This window comes from Actinomadura terrae (assembly GCF_022751215.1).
Classification (GTDB): Bacteria; Actinomycetota; Actinomycetes; order Streptosporangiales; family Streptosporangiaceae; genus Spirillospora; species Spirillospora terrae.
The window spans coordinates 43,372-62,333 of the sequence record NZ_JAICDG010000009.1 but is presented as its reverse complement, the minus strand read 5'-3'; the positions used below and the strand labels follow the sequence as shown (position 1 = coordinate 62,333).

At 73.7% G+C, this 18,962-nt stretch carries 11 protein-coding genes and 1 pseudogene; 4 read left to right on the top strand and 8 right to left on the bottom strand.

Features of this window, described 5'->3' with window-relative positions:
• Positions 1-466: 466 nt before the first annotated feature.
• The 7 genes and pseudogenes from opcA to tkt form a co-directional block, all read right to left on the bottom strand.
• Positions 467-1,378, bottom strand: a pseudogene (gene opcA / locus K2F47_RS38205) (glucose-6-phosphate dehydrogenase assembly protein OpcA); the annotation flags it as partial.
• 1 nt (position 1,379) lies between these two features.
• Entirely contained in the window at positions 1,380-2,906 is a 1,527-nt protein-coding gene (gene zwf, locus K2F47_RS38200; protein WP_242911137.1) for a glucose-6-phosphate dehydrogenase, read from the bottom strand.
• Between the two features lie 355 nt (positions 2,907-3,261).
• Positions 3,262-4,983, bottom strand: a complete 1,722-nt coding sequence (locus tag K2F47_RS38195) for a glucose-6-phosphate isomerase (RefSeq protein WP_242911136.1) — start codon at positions 4,981-4,983, stop codon at positions 3,262-3,264.
• Positions 4,980-6,647 carry a phosphoheptose isomerase gene (locus K2F47_RS38190; protein WP_242911135.1) on the bottom strand — a complete coding sequence of 556 codons (1,668 nt, stop codon included), beginning with the start codon at positions 6,645-6,647 and terminating at the stop codon, positions 4,980-4,982. Before K2F47_RS38190 ends, K2F47_RS38195 begins: the two co-directional genes overlap by 4 nt.
• Positions 6,648-6,733: 86 nt before the next feature.
• A complete protein-coding gene (locus K2F47_RS38185; protein WP_242911134.1) occupies positions 6,734-8,386 on the bottom strand; it encodes a glucose-6-phosphate isomerase in 1,653 nt (550 codons plus the stop codon).
• Positions 8,383-9,498, bottom strand: a complete 1,116-nt coding sequence (tal, locus tag K2F47_RS38180; protein ID WP_242911133.1) for a transaldolase — start codon at positions 9,496-9,498, stop codon at positions 8,383-8,385. The genes K2F47_RS38185 and tal overlap by 4 nt, the downstream gene beginning before the upstream one ends.
• An 89-nt stretch (positions 9,499-9,587) precedes the next feature.
• Positions 9,588-11,762, bottom strand: a complete 2,175-nt coding sequence (gene tkt / locus K2F47_RS38175) for a transketolase (protein WP_242911132.1) — start codon at positions 11,760-11,762, stop codon at positions 9,588-9,590.
• Positions 11,763-12,633: 871 nt separating this feature from the next.
• Here tkt and K2F47_RS38170 point away from each other — a divergent pair.
• From K2F47_RS38170 to K2F47_RS38155, 4 genes are all read left to right on the top strand, one after another.
• Positions 12,634-13,572: a heme o synthase gene (locus tag K2F47_RS38170; protein ID WP_242911210.1), complete on the top strand. Its 939-nt coding sequence runs from the start codon at positions 12,634-12,636 to the stop codon at positions 13,570-13,572.
• Positions 13,573-13,656: 84 nt separating this feature from the next.
• Positions 13,657-14,868 (top strand): PrsW family intramembrane metalloprotease, encoded by a 1,212-nt coding sequence (locus K2F47_RS38165; protein WP_242911131.1) that lies wholly within the window; start codon positions 13,657-13,659, stop codon positions 14,866-14,868.
• Positions 14,869-15,240: 372 nt separating this feature from the next.
• Positions 15,241-16,242, top strand: coding sequence for a COX15/CtaA family protein (locus tag K2F47_RS38160; RefSeq protein WP_372490999.1), 1,002 nt, complete (start codon positions 15,241-15,243; stop codon positions 16,240-16,242).
• 230 nt (positions 16,243-16,472) lie between these two features.
• Positions 16,473-16,772, top strand: coding sequence for a hypothetical protein (locus K2F47_RS38155; RefSeq protein ID WP_242911129.1), 300 nt, complete (start codon positions 16,473-16,475; stop codon positions 16,770-16,772).
• 465 nt (positions 16,773-17,237) lie between these two features.
• Here K2F47_RS38155 and polX read toward each other — a convergent pair whose 3' ends face one another.
• On the bottom strand, positions 17,238-18,956 hold the full coding sequence (gene polX / locus K2F47_RS38150) for a DNA polymerase/3'-5' exonuclease PolX (RefSeq protein WP_242911128.1): 1,719 nt from the start codon (positions 18,954-18,956) through the stop codon (positions 17,238-17,240).
• Between the last annotated feature and the right edge of the window lie 6 nt (positions 18,957-18,962).

Below are 18,962 nucleotides of genomic sequence, written 5' to 3'. Positions count from 1 at the left end.
GACACGGGTTCTTCCGCCGTCAGGGTATGCACGGTTTCGCGGAAGAGATGCGCGAGTCCCGATACGGATCAGTGTCCGCGCGGCCGGTGGCACCGCGCGTCGCATGTCCCATTTGTCGGTTGACGTGGGCGGGTGCGCCGCGCGGCGCTCGCGGCGACCCGTGGGAGCGGGAAGCAGAAAGATCGGCCTCCGGGGAGGCCGATCTCACACTGCGATTCTCACGCCGCGGTCATTCGAGGGGCGAGGGGGTGACGGCGGGCTGTCACGCGTCCCCTGTGGACTTGCCGCGGGACGGCTTCTTCGCCGGGGCCTTGCGCGTCCCCGACGCCTTGGACGCCGGCTTGGTCCCCGCCTTGCCTGCGGCGGGACGGCCCGTCTCCGCCGCCTCCTTGCCCGCGGCGTCGGTCGTCGCCGCGTCCGCCGTCGCCGACACCGGCCTGGTCGCGAGGCCCTCGCCGGTCGTGCCGCCCGCCAGGTCCTTGGCGAACCGGGACGCCGCCTCCTGGTAGACCTCGTCGGGGTCGAGCCGCCGCAGCTCCTCGGCCAGCAGCTCCGACATCGGGCGCCGCATCAGCGACACCTGCCGGTCGGGCTGCTCCGGACGGCACAGCGTCGCGACCCGCCCGTCCGGGCGGTCCACGACGATGTCGCCGCCGGTCGTGGTCAGCCTCACGCCGGTGATGCCGGGGCCCTCGGACACCGTCCGGTCGACGGCGACGCCGAGCCGGATCGACAGCCACGCCGCCAGCAGCTCCGCGCTCGGGCTGTCGGGCTCGGCGACGACCTCGCCGGACACGATCTCGTCGTGGTCCTGGTCGAGCGCCGCCGCCAGCAGCGACCGCCACGAGGTGAGCCGCGTCCAGGTGAAGTCGGTGTCCCCCGGACGGTAGCCGTCGGCGAGCTGCGCGAGCGTGCCCAGCCGGTCGCGGGCCGCGTAGGAGTCGGTGACGCGGCGCTGCGCGAGCTGGCCGAGCGGGTCCTTGGCGGGCACCTTGGGCACCTTGCCGCCGGGCCACCACGTCACGACCGGGGTATCGGGCATCAGCAGCGGGACGACCACCGAGTCGGCGTGCTCGGCGAGCGGCCCGTACATGCGCAGCAGGACGGTCTCGCCGGGGCCGGTCTCGCCGATCCGGATCTCGGCGTCCAGGCGGGACGAGCTGCCGCGCGGGTCGCGGGAGATGACGGTCAGCACCCGGCACGGGTGCTCGCGCGCCGCCTCGGTGGCCGCGCGGACCGCGTCGTACTGCGCCGACTCGTCGGTCACGATGATCAGGGTGAGCACCATGCCGACGGCGGGGCCGCCCATCAGGTGCCGCGCCTGCGTCAGCGCTTCCTGTATCCGGCGCGTGGAGGTGCCGGTGAGGTCGATGTTCATCTCAGAGTCGCCTCCAGGTACGCCCGTCGCGGGCCATCAGCTCGTCGGCGCTGTCGGGGCCGTAGCCGCCGGACTTGTACTGGTCGAGGCTGCCCCGGCTCGCCCAGTACTCCTCGATCGGGTCGAGGATCTTCCAGGACAGCTCGACCTCCTCCTGGCGCGGGAACAGCGGGGGGTCGCCGATCAGCACGTCCAGCAGGAGCCGCTCGTAGGCCTCGGGGGACGCCTCGGTGAACGACTCGCCGTAGGCGAAGTCCATGTTCACGTCGCGGATCTCCATCGAGGTACCGGGCACCTTCGAGCCGAACCTGACCGTGATGCCCTCGTCCGGCTGCACCCGCATCACCAGCGCGTTCTGCCCGAGCTCCTCGGTGTCGGTGTGGGAGAACGGCAGGTGCGGCGCCTGCTGGAACACCATCGCCACCTCCGTCACCCGGCGGCTGAGCCGCTTGCCGGTGCGCAGGTAGAACGGGACGCCCGCCCAGCGGCGGTTGTCGATGTCCAGCTTGACCGCCGCGTAGGTCTCGGTGCGGGAGTCGGCGGGGATGCCGTCCTCCTCCAGGTAGCCCTTGACGCTCACGCCGCCCTGCCAGCCCGCGGCGTACTGGCCGCGCGCGGTGGACTGCGCGAGGTCGCCGGGCACCCGCACCGAGGAGAGGATCTTCGCCTTCTCCGCGCGGACGGCCTCGGCGCTGAACGACGTCGGCTCCTCCATCGCCGTCAGCGCGAGAAGCTGGAGCAGGTGGTTCTGGATGACGTCGCGCGCCGCGCCGATGCCGTCGTAGTAGCCGGCGCGCCCGCCGATGCCGATGTCCTCGGCCATCGTGATCTGCACGTGGTCGACGAACGAGCGGTTCCAGATCGGCTCGAACATCGCGTTGGCGAACCGCAGCGCGAGGATGTTCTGGACCGTCTCCTTGCCGAGGTAGTGGTCGATCCGGAAGATCGACTCCTCGGGGAACACCCGGTGGACGGTGTCGTTCAGCTCCTTGGCGCTCGCCAGGTCGTGCCCGAACGGCTTCTCGATGACGACCCGCCGCCACGAGCCGTCGTCGCGCTCGGCGAGGCCGCTGCGCTGGAGCTGCTCGACGACCTGCGGGAAGAACTTCGGCGGTATCGACAGGTAGAAGGCGTAGTTGCCGCCCGTCCCGCGGGTGCCGTCCAGCTCCTTGACCGCCATCGCGAGCGCGTCGAACGCGCCCGGGTCGCTGAACTCGCCGGGGACGAAGTGCATGCCCTCCGACAGGTGCGTCCACACGTCCTCGCGGAACGGCGTCCGCGCGTGCGCCTTCACCGACTCGTAGGCGATCTGCCGGAAGTCCTCGTTCTCCCAGTCGCGGCGGGCGAACCCGACGAGGGAGAACCCCGGCGGCAGCAGCCCCCGGTTCGACAGGTCGTAGATCGCCGGGAGGAGCTTCTTGCGCGCGAGGTCCCCGGTGACGCCGAACAGCACGAGCACGCACGGCCCGGCCACCTGCGGCAGGCGCTTGTCGCGCGGGTCCCGGAGCGGATTGGCTGTGCTGGTCACCTGGCGGCCCCCTCTGTCGCTACGTGGCCCGTTCTTGCCCACTGTCCCGTCCTCGTATCGCGGCCCGCCCCGGGGGGACGGTGCTCGCCCATAAAACCGTGTTCACTTACAAGACCGTGCCTGCTCATAAGACGGTGTTCGCCCATAAGACGGTGTTCGCTCATATGGCCCGGCATACCGCTCAGGCCGTTTGTATCGACAAGCCCGTGCATAGTGATCTGACCACGCATCCTGTGTTGACCCAGTGTCCGTGACACATGTCCATGGCGCCGTGACCCATGTCCATGGCGCCGGCGCCGTCGCGGGAGGCCGAGGGCGTCGGGCGGAGGCGGGTGGCCTCGCCGGCGGCGCGCGCTCATGCCCCTCCTCGGGCGCGGTCGAGCAACCGGGCGAATCCCGCCCAGCGGTTCTGTAGATGCAGCCGGACCACCGGACGGCCGTTCCCGCGCGCCGCGCGGGCGTCGCCGAGGGCCTGCGCGAGTTGCAGCATGCCCAGCCGGTGGTGCCGGTCCGGGACCGGAACGTCGTGTTCGACGTTGCCGGTCACCATCAGGTATACGCCCTTCTCCTGGAGATCATTCCCGAGCGCGGGGTAACGGAAGCCCCAACTGACGGTGACGGGACGCGCGCACCGCGCGGCCAGCAGCGCCGCCAGCCGCCGGACCTGCGCGCCCTGCCCGTGCTCGGCGTCCGCGTCGAGGTAGGCGACGAGGGCCAGGTGCTCGTCCGGGCCGACCCGCGCGGCCAGCGCGTCCAGCAGCGGCACCAGCCCGCCCGCCTCCGCGAGCGCGGGGTCGGCGGTGTGGGCCTCGACGGCGCGGCCCTGCTCCCCGTCGGTGAGCAGCGGCTCGCCCGTCCCGTCGTCGAGGGTCGGCGCGGCGGCGCGGACGGGCGGCGCCGTCGGGTCCAGGCCCAGCAGGTAGGCGGCGACGGCGGCGGCGTACTCCCACACGGCGAGCTGCGCGGCGAGTGGCCCGGAGACGGTCGCGTCGTCCTGGTGCGGGCGGCCGTCGAGCGTGACCAGGAACATGTCCTCGGCGGGCACCAGCGGGAGCCCGCCCTCCTGCACGACCGGCAGGAGCCGCCCCTGGACGGCCTCGTCGAGCAGCACCGCGATCCAGTCGGCGACGCCCGTGAGCGCGGTGGTGTAGCCGCCGAGTACGACCGTCCCCCGCCCGGCGCGCACCGCGCCGCCGAGGATCGCGCCGAGGATCAGCCCCGGGTTGTGCTCGGGCCGGGTGAGCGAGGGCAGGACGGACGCAGCCTCGTCCAGCAGCGCCGACGTGTCGGCCCCGGCCAGCGCGGCGGGGACCAGCGCGTAGGGCGACAGCGCCCCGAACGCGGTCGGCGCGGGGGCCTCGATCAGCGTGTGCCCGGCCTCGGCGGCGAACTTGGCGGGCGCGGTGCCCGGCGCCGCCACCGTGACGCACCGCCGCGCGATCTCGGTGGGGGACAGGCCTGCGTCCGCCAGCATCCCGAGCAGGACGCGGCGGAGCGTCTCGGTGCCCGGATCGTCGCCGGTGATCACGATCAGCGTCCGGGACAGCCGGTCGGGGTCGCCGGCGGCGCGCAGCAGCGGGCCCGGGTCCGGGCCGTCCAGGACGGTCAGCGGACCGGCGCCGGGGGAGTGCCGGACGATCACGTCCGCGGCCCGCGCCGGGGCGCCCCGGCCGAGCAGCACCACGTCGGTCAGCCCGTTCTCCAGGGCGTGCGCGCGCATCTCGCCGACGCGCACCAGCACCGCCCGCGCCGGCCCCGGCTGGCCGGGCCAGCACACCGCCCGGCCCTCCTCCGGCGCCCGCCCTCCCTCGTCGCGCTGTGTTTCCTCATCGGGCCGTGGTTCTTCGCCGGGCCGAACTCGTTCGGAATACCTCGTTTGTTCGCCGTGGCGTGTTCGGTCGTCGTAGCGCGTCGATTCGGCGGGGGCGGGCGACCACAGGCTCGCGTCCTCGGACGCGAGCCGAACGGGTACCTGGTCGATCCACAGGCGGCCGAGCGCGCGCTCGGCCACCTCCCGGAGCATTCCCCGGGCGGTGATCGCCGTCTCCCCCGAGACGACCTTCGTGAAGCCTGTCACCTGCCGCGTCCCGCTCCCGCCACCGCGCGCACGGCCTCGGTCAGCAGCCCGGCGCCCTCCACCGGGTCGCGCAGGTGCATCCGGAGGGTCGGCAGCCCGCGGGCGCGCAGCGACCGCACCTCGGCGAGGGCGCGCGCGAGCCGCAGCTTCGCCAGACCGTAGGGGCGCCCCGGGACGGGGTGCGCGGCGAGCTCGTCGCCCGGCGCGGGGTCGCCGGTGATGACGAGGAACGCGCCGTTGCCCGGCCCCTCCTTGTGGATCGGTCCGGTGGCGTGCGGATAGGAGGGCCCCTGCCCGTACACCACGGGACGTCCGGACGCGCGCGCGAACGACGGCGCCAGGTAGCGGCCGGAGAAGTCGCCCGACAGGTACGTCACCACCGACAGGTAGCCGTCCGCCGGGACCGCGGCCGTGAGCCCGCCGAGGACCGTCCGCAGGTCCGCGCCGGGCGGCCACGGGAAGTCGGCGTGCACTTCGATGCCGTCCTCGACGTACACCGGCGGCTCGTCGGGCAGCGGCCCCCGGCCCGCCGCGCGCAGCAGCGTCGCCGCGTCGTCCTCCGCCTCCTGGACGGAGGTGCCGCCCTGCTCGAACGGGTTGACGCCGAGCAGCCAGCCCGCCACCGCCGTCGCGTACTCCCACAGCAGGAACTGCGCGCCGAGCGGCGCCAGCACGGAGGTGTCGGCCTCCTCCTGCCCCGGGGACCGCGGGTTCAGCGCCACGCCGTGCACGTCGGGGAACGCGCCCCTGGCCCCCGGCGGCTCCACCGCCAGCAGCCCGAGCCCCTGCTTGCCGGTGCCGACTGCGAGGAGCTGGGAGATCCACGCGCTGAGCGCGCCCTGCCCGGCGGGCTCGCGCAGCATCACCTTGTCGCGCGCGACGCCGCCGGTGCCCTGCTGCGCGCAGCCGCCGAGGATCGCGCCGAGCAGCAGGCCGGGGTTGTCGTCGTCCTTGGACAGCGAGGGCGCCAGCGCCGCCGCGTCCTCCAGCAGCCGCCCGGCGTCGGCGCCCGCGAGCACCGCCGGGACGAGCCCGTAGGCCGACAGCGCGCCGAAGTGGCCCGGCAGGTACGGGTCGGTCAGCCCGAGCCGGTACCCGCACTGGCGGGCGAAGTCGTGCAACGGGCTGCCGTGGTCGGTGACGACCAGGAAGCGGCCCGCGATCTCGCGCTCGGACAGGCCCCGCTCCCGGAACGCCCCCGCGAAGATCCGCCGGTAGGCGTCGCCCTCCAGCGACACCCCGACCTTGCTGGCCAGCACGACGAGGGTCCGGTCGAGCCGCTCCAGCGCGAACGCGAGCGCGGCGGTGTCGCTGCCGTCCAGGACGGTCAGCGTCCCGGTGGGCCGGTCGGCGCCGCCCCGCGCGTGCGCCTCCATGACCGCCTGGGCGGCGAGGCTCTCCGCGCCGACACCGATCAGGACGATGTGGTCCAGGCCCGAGTACCGCGCCTCGGCGACCAGGGCGTCCACCTGGTTCAGCAGGCCGCGCGAGGCGAACGGCAGGTCGAGCCAGCCGAGCCTGCCGTGGTCGGCGGCGCTCCGCCCCCACAGCCGCGGGTCCTTGGCGGCCAGCGCGCCGGGGACGCCGCCGCTCACGAGGTGCTCCCTCGCGCGCAGCGCCGTGTCCAGCACGTCGCCGCGCGTCAGTACGTCGAATCCGGCCACCGATCCCTCCCGCCCCCATCGTTTCAGGAGCGAAAGGGCATTCGCGACCATCTCCGGCGATCACTTTCGTTCGGTCAGGCGTTCGATCAGGTGAGGGCGCCGGCGAGCTGGGCGAGTCCCTCCGCGCGGTCGCGCAGATGGACCCGGACGGCGGGCCGCGGCAGCGACCGCAGCACGCGCAAATCCCCGAACGCCTGCGCCAGTTGCAGCTCGCCCAGCGTGTACGGGCGGCCGGGCACCGGCACGTCGCCGGTCACCGCCCCCGTGATCTGCAAGAACACGCCGTTGGGCGGGCCGCCCTTGTGGTACTGGCCGGTCGCGTGCAGGTGCCGCGGGCCCCAGCCGAACGTCACCGGCGCCGCCCGCTTGCGCAGCTTGCCGCCGCGCTCGGCGAGCAGCGGGCGCAGGTCCGCCGCGCGCGCGTCGCCGGAACGGTCCAGATACGCGAGGACGGCGAGGTAGCCGTGCTCCGGAACGGCCTCCAGCAGCGCCTCCAGGACGCCCGTGAGCGTCCGGGCGCCCCTCAGCAGCTCCTCCGGCGCGTGCACCTCCACCGCGTCCGAGACGAGCGCGGGCGGCCGGTGCACGACGGTCGGCGCCGCGCCCTCCTCCGAGCGCAGCAGCGCGGCGGTGCTGTCGAGCGACTCGCCGACGTCCGGCTCGGCGAACGGATCGACGCCGATCACGCGGGACGCGACCGCCGTCGCGTACTCCCACAGCAGGAACTGGGCACCGAGCGGACCCGCGACGCTGACCCCCGCCTCGCGGCCGGGACCCGGCTCGTCCGGGCGGCGCCCGAGGATGACCCGGCGCAGCTCGTCGGTCAGCTCGAAGCCGGGCGAGTCGACGCCCTCCACCACGATCGGCAGCAGCCCCTTGCCCCGCTTGCCCGTCGCGCCCGCCACGAGCTGCTCGGCCCACCCGGCGAAGCCCGCGAGCCCCGAGCCGTGGTCGGCGATGACCAGCTTGTCGCGGTGCCCGAGCGCCGAGGCGCCGAGCGCGGCGCCGAACGCCAGCGCCGGGTTGTCGTAGGGCTGGCGGAGAGCGCCCGCCAGCCGGGTCGCCTCGTCCAGCAGCGCGTCGACGTCCGCGCCCGCGAGCGCGGCGGGCACCAGCGCCGCCGCGCCGAGCGCGCCGAACCGGTCGCCCACGTCCGGCTCGGACGGCACGACCGGCCAGCCCGCCTCGCGGGCCGCGCCCTCCAGCGCCGACCCGGCGTCCGCGACGGCGACGAAACGGCGCGCCGGTCCGCCCTCCACGCCCGCCTCGGCGAACGCCTCGACGAGGACGCGCCGCAGGGCGTCCGCCTCCAGGCTCTCGCCCGCCGTGACGACGAGCGTCCGGTCCAGGTCCGCGGCGAGGACGCGGGCGACCTCGTGCGGATCGGCGGTGTCCAGGACGGTCAGCTCGACCCCCGCCGTGCGGCAGATCGCCTCGGCGGCCAGCGCGGGGCCACCCGCTCCGGCCAGCATGATCCGGTCGAGCCCGTCGTCGCGGGCCCGCTCCGCGAGCCCGGCCAGCCGGGGGGCCAGCGACCGCGAGGTCTCCGGCAGCCCCAGCCAGCCCAGCCTGCGGGCGGCGAGCGGGGCCGCGTCAGGCCCCCAGAGCTTCGCGTTACGCGAGGCCAGCGCCCCCGGAACCCCGTCGGAGACGAGCCGGTCCAGTACCGTCTCGCTCTCGTCGAGGACGGGCCCGCGGATGGTGACCGAGATCCCCCCGGCGGTCACCACCGAGGTCACGCGCCGGCCCTCTTGGACTTCAACTCGCCGGAGATGGAGCCGAGCAGCTCCGTCCAGGACGCCTCGAACTTCTCGACGCCCTCGTCCTCCAGGACCTGCACCACGTCGTCGTAGTCGACGCCGACGGCCTTCAGCGCCGCCATGTGCGCGCGGGCGTCGTCGTAGGCGCCCCGGACCGTGTCGCCGCGGACCTCGCCGTGGTCGGCCTCGGCCTCCAGCGTCGCCTCCGGCATCGTGTTCACGGTGCCGGGCGCGACCAGCTCGTCCACGTACAGGGTGTCCTTGAGGTTCGGGTCCTTCACGCCGGTGGACGCCCACAGCGGACGCTGCGGGCGGGCCCCCGCGTCCTTCAGCGCCTTCCAGCGGTCGGTGCCGAACTTCTCCTCGTACAGCGCGTACGCGAGCCGCGCGTTGGCGAGGCCCGCCTTGGAGCGCAGGCCCTTCGCCTCGTCCGAGCCGATCTTGTCGAGCCGCTTGTCGATCTCGGTGTCGACCCGGCTGACGAAGAACGAGGCGACCGAGGCGATCTGCGACAGGTCGTGGCCGTTCGCGCGCGCCTGCTCCAGGCCCGCGAAGAACGCCTCGATGACCTCGCCGTACCGCTCCAGCGAGAAGATCAGCGTCACGTTCACGCTGATGCCCTCGGCGAGCGTCGCGGTGATCGCCGGCAGCCCGGCGGGCGTCGCCGGGATCTTGATGAACAGGTTCGGCCGGTCCACCAGCCACCACAGCGCGCGCGCCTCGGCGACCGTCCGGTCGGTCTCGCGGGCCAGCCGCGGGTCGACCTCGATCGACACGCGGCCGTCCAGGCCCTCCGTCCGGTCGTAGACGGGGCGCAGCACGTCGCAGCCCCAGCGGATGTCGTAGGTGGTGATCGCGCGGGACGCCTCCTCGACGTCCACGCCGCGCAGCGCCAGGTCGCGGACCTGGTCGTCGTAGGCGGTGCCCTTGCTCAGCGCCTTGGCGAAGATCGTCGGGTTGGACGTGACGCCGACGACGTTGCTGTCCCTGACCAGGGCCGCGAGGCCGCCCGTCCGCAGCCGTTCCCGGCTGATGTCGTCGAGCCAGATCGACACGCCCTCGTCCGAGAGCCGCTTCAGGTTGTCGCTCATCGCTTTCTCCTCGTCATCGAGTTCGCGGGGGGCGGCCCCGGGGCCCGCCGAGACGGGCCCCGTGAGCCGGTGGTTCGGTTGTCGGGGGTTCAGTTGCCGGTGGTCTCGCCGCGGCCGGCGTCCTTGACACCGGCCTTGATCAGGCTGGCCTTCGCCGCCGCGACGACCCGCTCGGCGGTGATCCCGAACTGGAGGTACAGCGTCTTGTAGTCGGCGGACGCGCCGAAGTGCTCCAGGCTCACCGACTCGCCGGTGTCGCCGACGTAGCCGCGCCAGCCGAGCGCGATCCCGGCCTCCACCGACACGCGGGCGCGCACGCCGGGCGGCAGCACCTCCTGCCGGTAGGCGTCGGTCTGCTCCTCGAACCACTCCACGCACGGCATCGAGACGACCCGCGTCGGGGTGCCCTCCGCCTGGAGGGTCTCGCGCGCCTCCAATGCGAGTTGCACCTCACTGCCGGTCGCGATGAGGATCACCTCGGGCCGGCCGCCCTCGGCGTCCACCAGCACGTAGCCGCCCTTGGCCGCGCCGTCCGCGGACGCGATCCCGCCGCCGCGCTCCAGCGTCGGCAGCTTCTGCCGGGTCAGCGCGAGGCCCGCCGGGCGGTCGCCGTGCTCCAGGACGGTCCGCCACGCGACCGCGGTCTCGTTCGCGTCCGCCGGGCGCACCACGTCCAGGCCGGGGATCGCGCGCAGCGCCCACAGGTGCTCGACCGGCTGGTGGGTCGGGCCGTCCTCGCCGAGGCCGATCGAGTCGTGCGTCCACACGTAGGTGACCGGCAGCTTCATCAGCGCCGCGAGCCGCACCGCCGGGCGCATGTAGTCGCTGAAGATCAGGAACGTGCCGCCGTAGGGGCGGGTGCCGCCGTGCAGCGCGATCCCGTTGCAGATCGCGCCCATCGCATGCTCGCGGACGCCGAAGTGCAGCGTGCGGCCGTACCGGTCGCCCGGGAACTCCTTGGTCTGGAACTCCTCGGGGATGAAGGACGGCTCGCCCTTCATCGTCGTGTTGTTGCTCTCGGCCAGGTCCGCCGAGCCGCCCCACAGCTCCGGCAGCACCGGCGCCAGCGCGGTCAGCACCTCGCCGGACGCGGCGCGGGTCGCGAGCGCCTTGCCCGCCTCGAACTCCGGCAGGGCCGCTTCCCAGCCCGCCGGGAGCGTCCGCGTCGAGATCCGGTCGTACTCGGCGGCGCGCACCGCGTTCGCCTCGCGCCAGGCCGCGAACGCCTTGTTCCATTCGCCGTGCTCGGCGCGGCCCCGCGCGGACACCGCGCGGGCGTGGTCGAGGACCTCCTCGGGGACCTGGAAGGTCTTCGCCGGGTCCATGCCGAGGAGCCGCTTGGTCGCGGCGACCTCGTCGGCGCCCAGCGCGGACCCGTGGATCTTGCCGGTGTTCTTCTTGTTCGGCGCGGGCCAGCCGATGATCGTGCGCAGGGCGATGAACGACGGGCGGGACGTCTCGGCCTGCGCGGCGGCGAACGCCTCGGCGAGCCGGCCGACGTTCTCCTCGTAGTCGCCGTTCTCGGTCCAGTCGACGTTGTGCACGTCCCAGCCGTAGGCCGCGTACCGGGCGCGGACGTCCTCCGACAGCGCGATCGCCGTGTCGTCCTCGATCGAGATGTGGTTGTCGTCGTACAGCAGCACCAGGTTGCCGAGCCGCTGGTGGCCGGCGAGCGCGCTCGCCTCGTGGCTGATGCCCTCCTCGATGTCGCCGTCGGACGCGAACGCCCAGACGGTGTGGTCGAAGGGGGACTCGCCGAGCGGCGCGTCCGGGTCGAACAGGCCGCGCTCGCGGCGCGCCGCCATCGCCATGCCCACGGCGTTGGCGATGCCCTGGCCGAGCGGCCCCGTGGTCGTCTCCACGCCCGCGGTGTGCCCGAACTCGGGGTGGCCCGGGGTGAGGCTGCCCCACTTGCGCAGCGACTTCAGGTCGTCCAGCGTCAGCGGGTAGCCCGACAGGTAGAGCTGGATGTACAGGGTCAGGCTGGAATGCCCGCACGACAGCACGAACCGGTCCCGGCCCGGCCAATGCGGGTCCGTCGGGTCGTGCCGGAGGAACCGCTGGAAGAGAAGGTAGGCGGCCGGCGCGAGGCTCATCGCGGTCCCGGGGTGACCCGAGCCCGCCTCCTCGACCGCGTCCATGGCGAGGGCGCGGACCACGTCCACCGCCCGCCGGTCCAGGTCGGACCATTCAAACGTGCTGTTGTCCCCACTCACGGAACGCCAGGCTCCTCTCGCACTGCTGTTATGAACTGCCTGTGTCATGAACTGCGTGTGACCCTGCTCGCACGAACCCGTTGTATGCACTGCTGCCGTGTGTCCTGCTGTTATGCGTGCTGCTGTTTTATGCACTGCCTGCATTCGGCAGCCTTTGTCGCCCGGACACCGTGCACCAGAGACGTGCCCCCCAAGGGCGGGGGAGACGCCTCGCGGCGCGGCCCCACTGGCATAACGTCCGGCACCGCCGTGCGTCTTCCGGCCCTGCGTCCTCCGTACAGGTCCCCTCACGGCCGCCGTCCGCGTGGCCGGCGAAGAAGATCACTCCACGTCGCGAGCCTATCGCGCGGCCGGGCCGCCGCAGGCGGGAGCGGGGACGCGGCGCCCCGGGACTCCGTACTTTGTGAGCCCGTGCACCCCATGCGTCCGTTCCCCGCGTCCCATGCGTCCGTGCCATGCGACTGAGTCCGTTTCCATGCGATGCGGAGCCCGGACTGGCCTCCCCGGACCCGCGTTCGGGGGTCGGGTTCCCCAACCCCCTGCCCGATCGCGTTCGCGGCTAACCCCTCGCGGGGGTGAACTGGGGTCGACGCGGGCGAGCCCCCCGCGCGGCCTCCTGGTATGCGGCGGGAGCGGTTCGCCGGCCGCTCCGGCGGGCCCGGCGGGCGACCCGGTGAGCGACCCGCGGAGGGGGCGGACTACAGTGATTGCGCGGCTGACGGCAGCGGCCGCGGTATCTTCACCAAGCCGAAGTCGCAGCCAAGTCGAGGCCGGCCCGGATCGCGGGGGGCAGCGCGGACGGTACGCGATTTCCCATCCCTAGTTGGACGTGGACCCGATTGTGACGGTGCTCAGCAACAAGCGCGGGGTCGAGCTCGACGAGCAGGTGCCGGGGGCACCCGCGGACTCCCTCGAAGCGATGGCCGAGGCGACCGGCGGAGCGGCGGCCGGTGAGGCGGTGCCCGCCGCGCGGTCGCTCGGCGCGAGCGTGCGCGCCTACGTCGCGCTCACCAAGCCGCGCGTGATCGAGCTGCTCCTGATCACCACGATCCCGGTGATGTTCCTCGCCGAGGGCGGCGCCCCGCCGCTGCCGGTCGTCCTGCTGACACTGGCGTTCGGGACGATGTCGGCCGGCGCCGCCAACGCGATCAACTGCTACATCGACCGCGACATCGACGCCAAGATGCGCCGCACCCGGCGCCGCCCGCTGGCCCGCCACCAGGTCACCCCCGCCCGCGCGCTGATCTTCGGGATCACGCTCGCGGCGCTGTCCACCGCCGGGTTCCTGGTCGCGGTCAACCCGCTGGCCGCGGCGGGATCGCTGTTCGCGATCCTGTTCTACGTCTTCGTGTACTCGCTGCTTCTCAAGCGCCGCACCTCGCAGAACGTGGTGTGGGGCGGCATCGCGGGCTGCATGCCCGTCCTCATCGGCTGGGCCGCGATCACCGGCGAGCTCGCCTGGACCCCGCTCGTGCTGTTCGGCGTCGTGTTCCTGTGGACGCCGCCGCACACCTGGACGCTCGCCATGCGCTACCGCGAGGACTACGCGGTCGCCAAGGTCCCGATGCTGCCGGTCGTCGCCACCGAGCGCCGCGTCGTCACCGAGAGCCTCGTCTACACCTACGCCACCGTCGCGTGCTCGCTGCTGCTGTGGCCGGTCGCCGGGATGGGGCCGGTGTACGGGGCCGTCGCGGTCGTCCTCGGGCTGGTGTTCCTCGCCGAGGGGCACCGGCTGCTGCGGGCCGTCCGCGCCGGGGTGACCGGCGTCCACCTGCGTCCGATGCGCTTCTTCCACCTCTCCAACGTCTACCTGGCGCTGCTGTTCACAGCGGTCGCCGTCGACCCGCTGCTGCACTGACCCCGCTTTTGGGCGCTGCGTCCGATCACCGTGGGTGACGGGTCGGGCGTACCGCTCCACCCGCCCTCCCGTTACGCTCACGTCATGGCGCGAGTCGATCCCAAGGCGGTGCTCGAAGGGCGGATTCCGGGCAGGCCCCCGGTCGCACTGATCGCGGGGCTGACCACCTCGGGGCTGTGCGCCGTCGTCGCGCTCGCCGTCGACGCCCTCTACGGCGGCGCCGGGTTCTGGGTCGGGGTCCTCCTCGCGATCATCCCGATCCCGCTGCTGGTCGCGCTCGCGCTCATGCTGGACCGGCTGGAGCCCGAACCGCCGCGCGCGCTGGTCTTCTCGTTCATGTGGGGCGCGGGCGTCGCCGTCCTCGGCGCGCTGATCCTCAACACGCTCGGGCTGCTGTACGTCACCGTCCCGATCTTCGGTGAGCAGAAGGGGCACTTCGTCAGCGCCACGTTCGGCGCCCCGCTCATCGAGGAGTCGCTGAAGGGCGCCGCGCTGTTCGGCATGCTGTGGTTCCGCCGCAACGAGATCGACGGCTTCGCGGACGGGCTGATCTACGCCGCCATGGTCGGCCTCGGCTTCGCGATGATGGAGAACATCACCTACTACATGCGCGCCTACGACGACGGCGGCGCGCAGCAGCTCCAGGCGGTGTTCGTCCTGCGCGGCCTGGTCGCGCCCCTCAGCCACCCCCTGTTCACGGCGATGACCGGCCTCGGCGTCGCCTACGCCGCCACGCACCGCAGAGGGCAGATCCTCGCGCCGCTGGCGGGCCTGCTCGGCGCGATGCTGCTGCACGGGCTGTGGAACGGCGCCACCACTTTCGGGCTCGGCGGGCTCGGCATCGTCTACGTGCTGGACTTCTGCGTCCTGGTCGCGCTGATCGTCATCGTCGCCGTCGAGCGGCACAACACCGTCCGGCGCATCGAGGCCTACCTGCCCATGTACGCCGGGACGGGCCTGGTCACACCCCAGGACGTGCGGATGCTGCGCTCGATCCCGGCCCGCCGCGCCGCCCGGAGATGGGCGCGCGGCGTCGGCGGCGCACCCGCCGGACGCGCGATGACCGACTACCAGCTCGCCGCGACGGAGCTGGCGCTGCTCCACAAGCGCGCCGACCGGGGCGTGGCCGAACCGCGCTGGTTCGAGGCCCGCCGCGACGCGCTGCTCGGCCTGATGGCGCTGGCCAGGCAGGCATTCCTGCGCACCCCGCCCCGACACCGAGCGGGCCCGCCATGGGCGCCGCAGGGCCCATCCGGATTCGTCGCACCGGGAGGCCCCGGCACCTACGGCGGATGACGGCCAGGTAGACCGGCGGACGACCACAGCACAGACCAACGGGCGACCACGGGGTGGGCTGCCCGATAACGGCGGTGTGGGCCGGCGGGTGACCGCAATGCGGGCCAGCGGGTAACAACAGGATGGGTCGGCGTGCGGGCTGGCGGGTCACCACAGCGTGGGCGAGCGGAGTGCCACGGGGTGGTCCGGCGGGCGACGGCGATGTGGGGCGGCGGATCACCACGGGGTGGGCTGGCGGGTGACGGCCAGGTAGGTCGGCGGGTGACCAGAGAGCGGGCCGGCGGGTGACCGTGGGGTGGGTCGGCGGGTGACCGGAGACGGGCCAGTGGGTAACCGGGGGGCGGGTCAGGGCCCACGTGGCCCGCCCATACGATGGTTGCCGTGGCCGAACGATCCCCGAACCCGCTGACCCGCGTCCGTGATGCCGTCTGGCATCCCACCCCCGGGTCGCTGCGGTTCCTGGCGCTGCTCGGCGTGATCGGCAACGCGCTGATCGTCGCGACCGGCGGCGCCGTCCGGGTCACCAAGTCCGGGCTCGGCTGCCCTGAGTGGCCCCGCTGCACCGGCGACAGCCTCGTCCCGACCCGCAGCGCCGAGCACCCCGCGCTGAACATGTCGATCGAGTTCGGCAACCGGCTGCTCACGTTCGTGGTGCTGGGCGTCGGCGTGCTGGTCTTCGTCGCGGCGCTGCGGCTGCGGCCCCGCCGCAAGGACCTCGTCCGGTGGGCGCTGGCGCAGCCGATGAGCGTCGTGGCGCAGGCAGTGATCGGCGGCATCGTCGTCCTCACGGACCTGCACCCCGCCTCAGTCGCCCTGCACTTCATGGTGTCGCCCGCCCTGCTGATCTTCTGTGTGATCCTGTGGGTCCGCGCCGGCGAGGGCGACGAGCCGCCGCGCGCGCTGGCCGCCCCCGCAGTCCGCCGCCTCGCCGCCGCGCTCGTGGCCGCTTGCGGCGTGGTGCTCGTCGCGGGCACCATCGTGACCGGCACCGGCCCGCACGCGGGCGACGCCGACTCCCGCCGCTGGGGCTTCAACATCGAGGACGTCACGCGCGTGCACAGCGGCCTCGCCTGGATCACGGTCGGGCTGACGGCCCTCACCGCCGTCGTGCTGCACCGTACGGGCGCCCCGCGGGCCGCCCGGCGCCGCGTCCACGAGCTGATCGCCCTGGAGCTGGCGCAGGGCGCGCTCGGCTACATCCAGTACTTCATGGGCGTGCCGGGCCCACTGGTCGTCCTGCACATGCTCGGCGCCGTCCTGCTGTGGATCGCGGCCTGGCGCCTGGCCCTCTCGCTGCGCGACCGAGGCCCCGTCCCGCCCGCCGCCGCGCCCACCCCGCACCCCGCGACGGCAGAAGCCCCCCAACCCGCCTGACCCGTTGGCCCCGCCGGCGCCCGTGCCGGGACGCGGCCCATCGAGCCCCGCCATCCTGCTGTGGATCGCGGTATGGCGCTCGGCCATCACGCTGCGCGACTGGGGTCCTGTCCGGGCCGCCGCCCCCCTGCACCCGGTGACGGCCGAAGCCCCCAACCCGCCTGACCGCCTGACCGTCCGTCCGCGCCCGCGCTGCTGGTCGTCTTGCACATGCTCGGCCCTCTCCTGGTGTGGATCGCCGCTTGGCGCTCGGCCTCGGCCCTCCCGGCGCGACCGGGCCCGTCCCGGCCCCCGTGCTCACCCCGCACCCGGCGACGGCCGAAGCCTCCAACCCGCCTGACCCGCTGGCGCCGGGACGCGGCCCGTCGAACCTCGCCGTCCTGCTGAGGATCGCGGCCTGGCACTTGGCCCTCTCGCTGCGTGGCGGCCGGGGCCCTGTCCCGGCCGCCGTGCCCGCCCCGCACCCGGCGACGGCCGAAGCCCCCAACCCGCCTGACCGCCTGACCGCCCGTCCGCGCCCGCGCCGCTAGTCGTCTTGCACATGCTCGGCGCCGCTCTGCTTTGGATCGCCGCTTGGCGCATGCCCTCTCGCTGCGTGATCGGGGCCCGTCCCGTCGCCGTGCTCACTCCGCGCCCCGCGACGGCCGAAGCCCCCAACCCGCCTGATCCGCCCGCCCCCATCCGCGCCCCCGCCGGGACGCGGCCCGTCGACTCCGCCGTCTCCCGCCTTTCCGCCGTCTCCGTCGAGGACGACAGCGGGCGCGATCCTCGCAGGGAGGTTGGCGCCAGGAACCGCCGCCGTCCTCCCGTGTGCCAGAGCGCCAGCCCTAGGGCGCGCGTTGCGCGGTGGCCTCAGCCGTCACGCGGGCGCTTAGCTGAGCGGTGGGGGCGCCGCAGGCGAGGTCCCGCCGGGAAGATCGCGAAGGGAGTCCGCGGCCGCCAAGGCACGAGCTGCTAGGTGAGGGGCTTGGGGCGGGGCTTTGTGAACGCAGTTGTCAGGACTTCTTGAGGAAGGCGCGGAGGCGGGGGAGGGGCCAGGTGTTGATGACGTCGTCGGGGGTCAGCCAGCCTCGCTGGGCCGTGCCGACGCCGTAGCGGATGTTGCGGTGGTGGCCGAGGGAGTGGGCGTCGGTGTCGACGGAGAAGCGGCAGCCGAAGCGCTTGGCGCGGCGGATCAGGTCGGCGGGGAGGTCGAGGCGGTCGGGGAAGGAGTCGATCTCCAGGGCGGTGCCGGTGCGGGCGGCGGCGCGGAAGACCTCGTCCCAGTCGGCGTCGACCGGGGGGCGGCGGCCGATGCTGCGGGCCGTGGGGTGGCCGATGACGTGGACGTGCGGGTTCTCGCACGCGCGGACGAGGCGCCGCGTCATCGCGTCCTGGTCCTGGGTGAAGTGGGAGTGGACGGAGGCCACGCACACGTCGAAGCCGGACAGGAAGTCCGCGTCCCAGTCGACGCCGCCGTCGGGGTCGATGTTCAGTTCGGTGCCGTGCAGGAGGACGAGGTCCGGGTACTCCTTCTGGAGTTCGGCGATCCGGGCGCGCTGCGCGAGCATCTTCTCGTCGGTCATGCGCTGCATGACCAGGTCGGGCGCGTGGTCGGTGATCGCGTAGTACTCCAGGCCGCGGGCCGCGGCGGCGGCGGCCATGGCCTCCAGGGACGCGGTGCCGTCGGTCAGGTCGGTGTGGCTGTGCAGGTCGCCGCGCAGGTCGGCCTCGGTGAGCAGGGCGGGCAGCGTGCCGTCGAGGGCGGCCTCGATCTCGCCGGTGTCCTCGCGGAGGGTCGGGTGGATCCAGGGCAGGCCGAGGCGGTCGTAGACCTCCTCCTCGGTCGCGGAGACGATCAACTCGTCCGAGCCCGCGTGGAACAGGCCGTACTCCGACAGCTTGAGCCCGGCCCGCACCGCGATCTCGCGGGTGCGGATGTTGTGCGCCTGGGAACCGGTGAAGTACTGCATCGCGGCCCCCCACGACTCGGGCGGGACGACCCGCAGGTCGACCTGGAGGCCGGTGGCGGTGCGGATCGAGGTCTTCTTGTCGCCACCCGCGACGACCTCGGCGACGACGGGCAGGGCGGTGAACGCCTCCATGATCGGGTGCGGGTCACGGGACGCGGCGAGGACGTCGACGTCCCCGATCGTCTCGCGCATGCGGCGCAGGGACCCGGCGTGCGCGCAGCGCTCCACCTGGGGGAGTGCCGACAGCGCCGCGACGATCTCGTCGGCGACGCTCGCGGCCGCGTCGACCAGTACGCGACCGCCCGAGGCGCGCATCAACTCGATGCCGCGCAGGATGTTCTCCTCGGTCTTGGCGCCGAAGCCCTTCAGGCCGCTGAGCCTGCCCTCCTCGATCGCGGTGGCAAGCTCGTCGACGGAGGAGACGCCGAGCTCCTCGTAGACGGTCAGGGCCTTCTTCGGGCCGAGGGTGGGGATCGCGGTGAGGGCGCGTACGCCGGCGGGGATGCGCAGCCGCAGCTCCTCGACCTGCCGGATCGTGCCCGTGGTGTTGTAGTCGGCGACCTTCTTCGCGATCGCCGCGCCGACCGAGGGGATCGCGCGGAGCCCGGCCAGGTCGAGTTCGGCGATGTCGCCGGGGTACCCGGCGATCGCGCGGGCCGCCTTCTCGTACGCCCGGATCTTGAACGCGTCGCCGCCCGTGATCGAGAGCAGGTCCGCCAGTTCCTGGATGAGGGCCGCAGCCTCGTCGTTCGCCCGTGCCATGCGGCC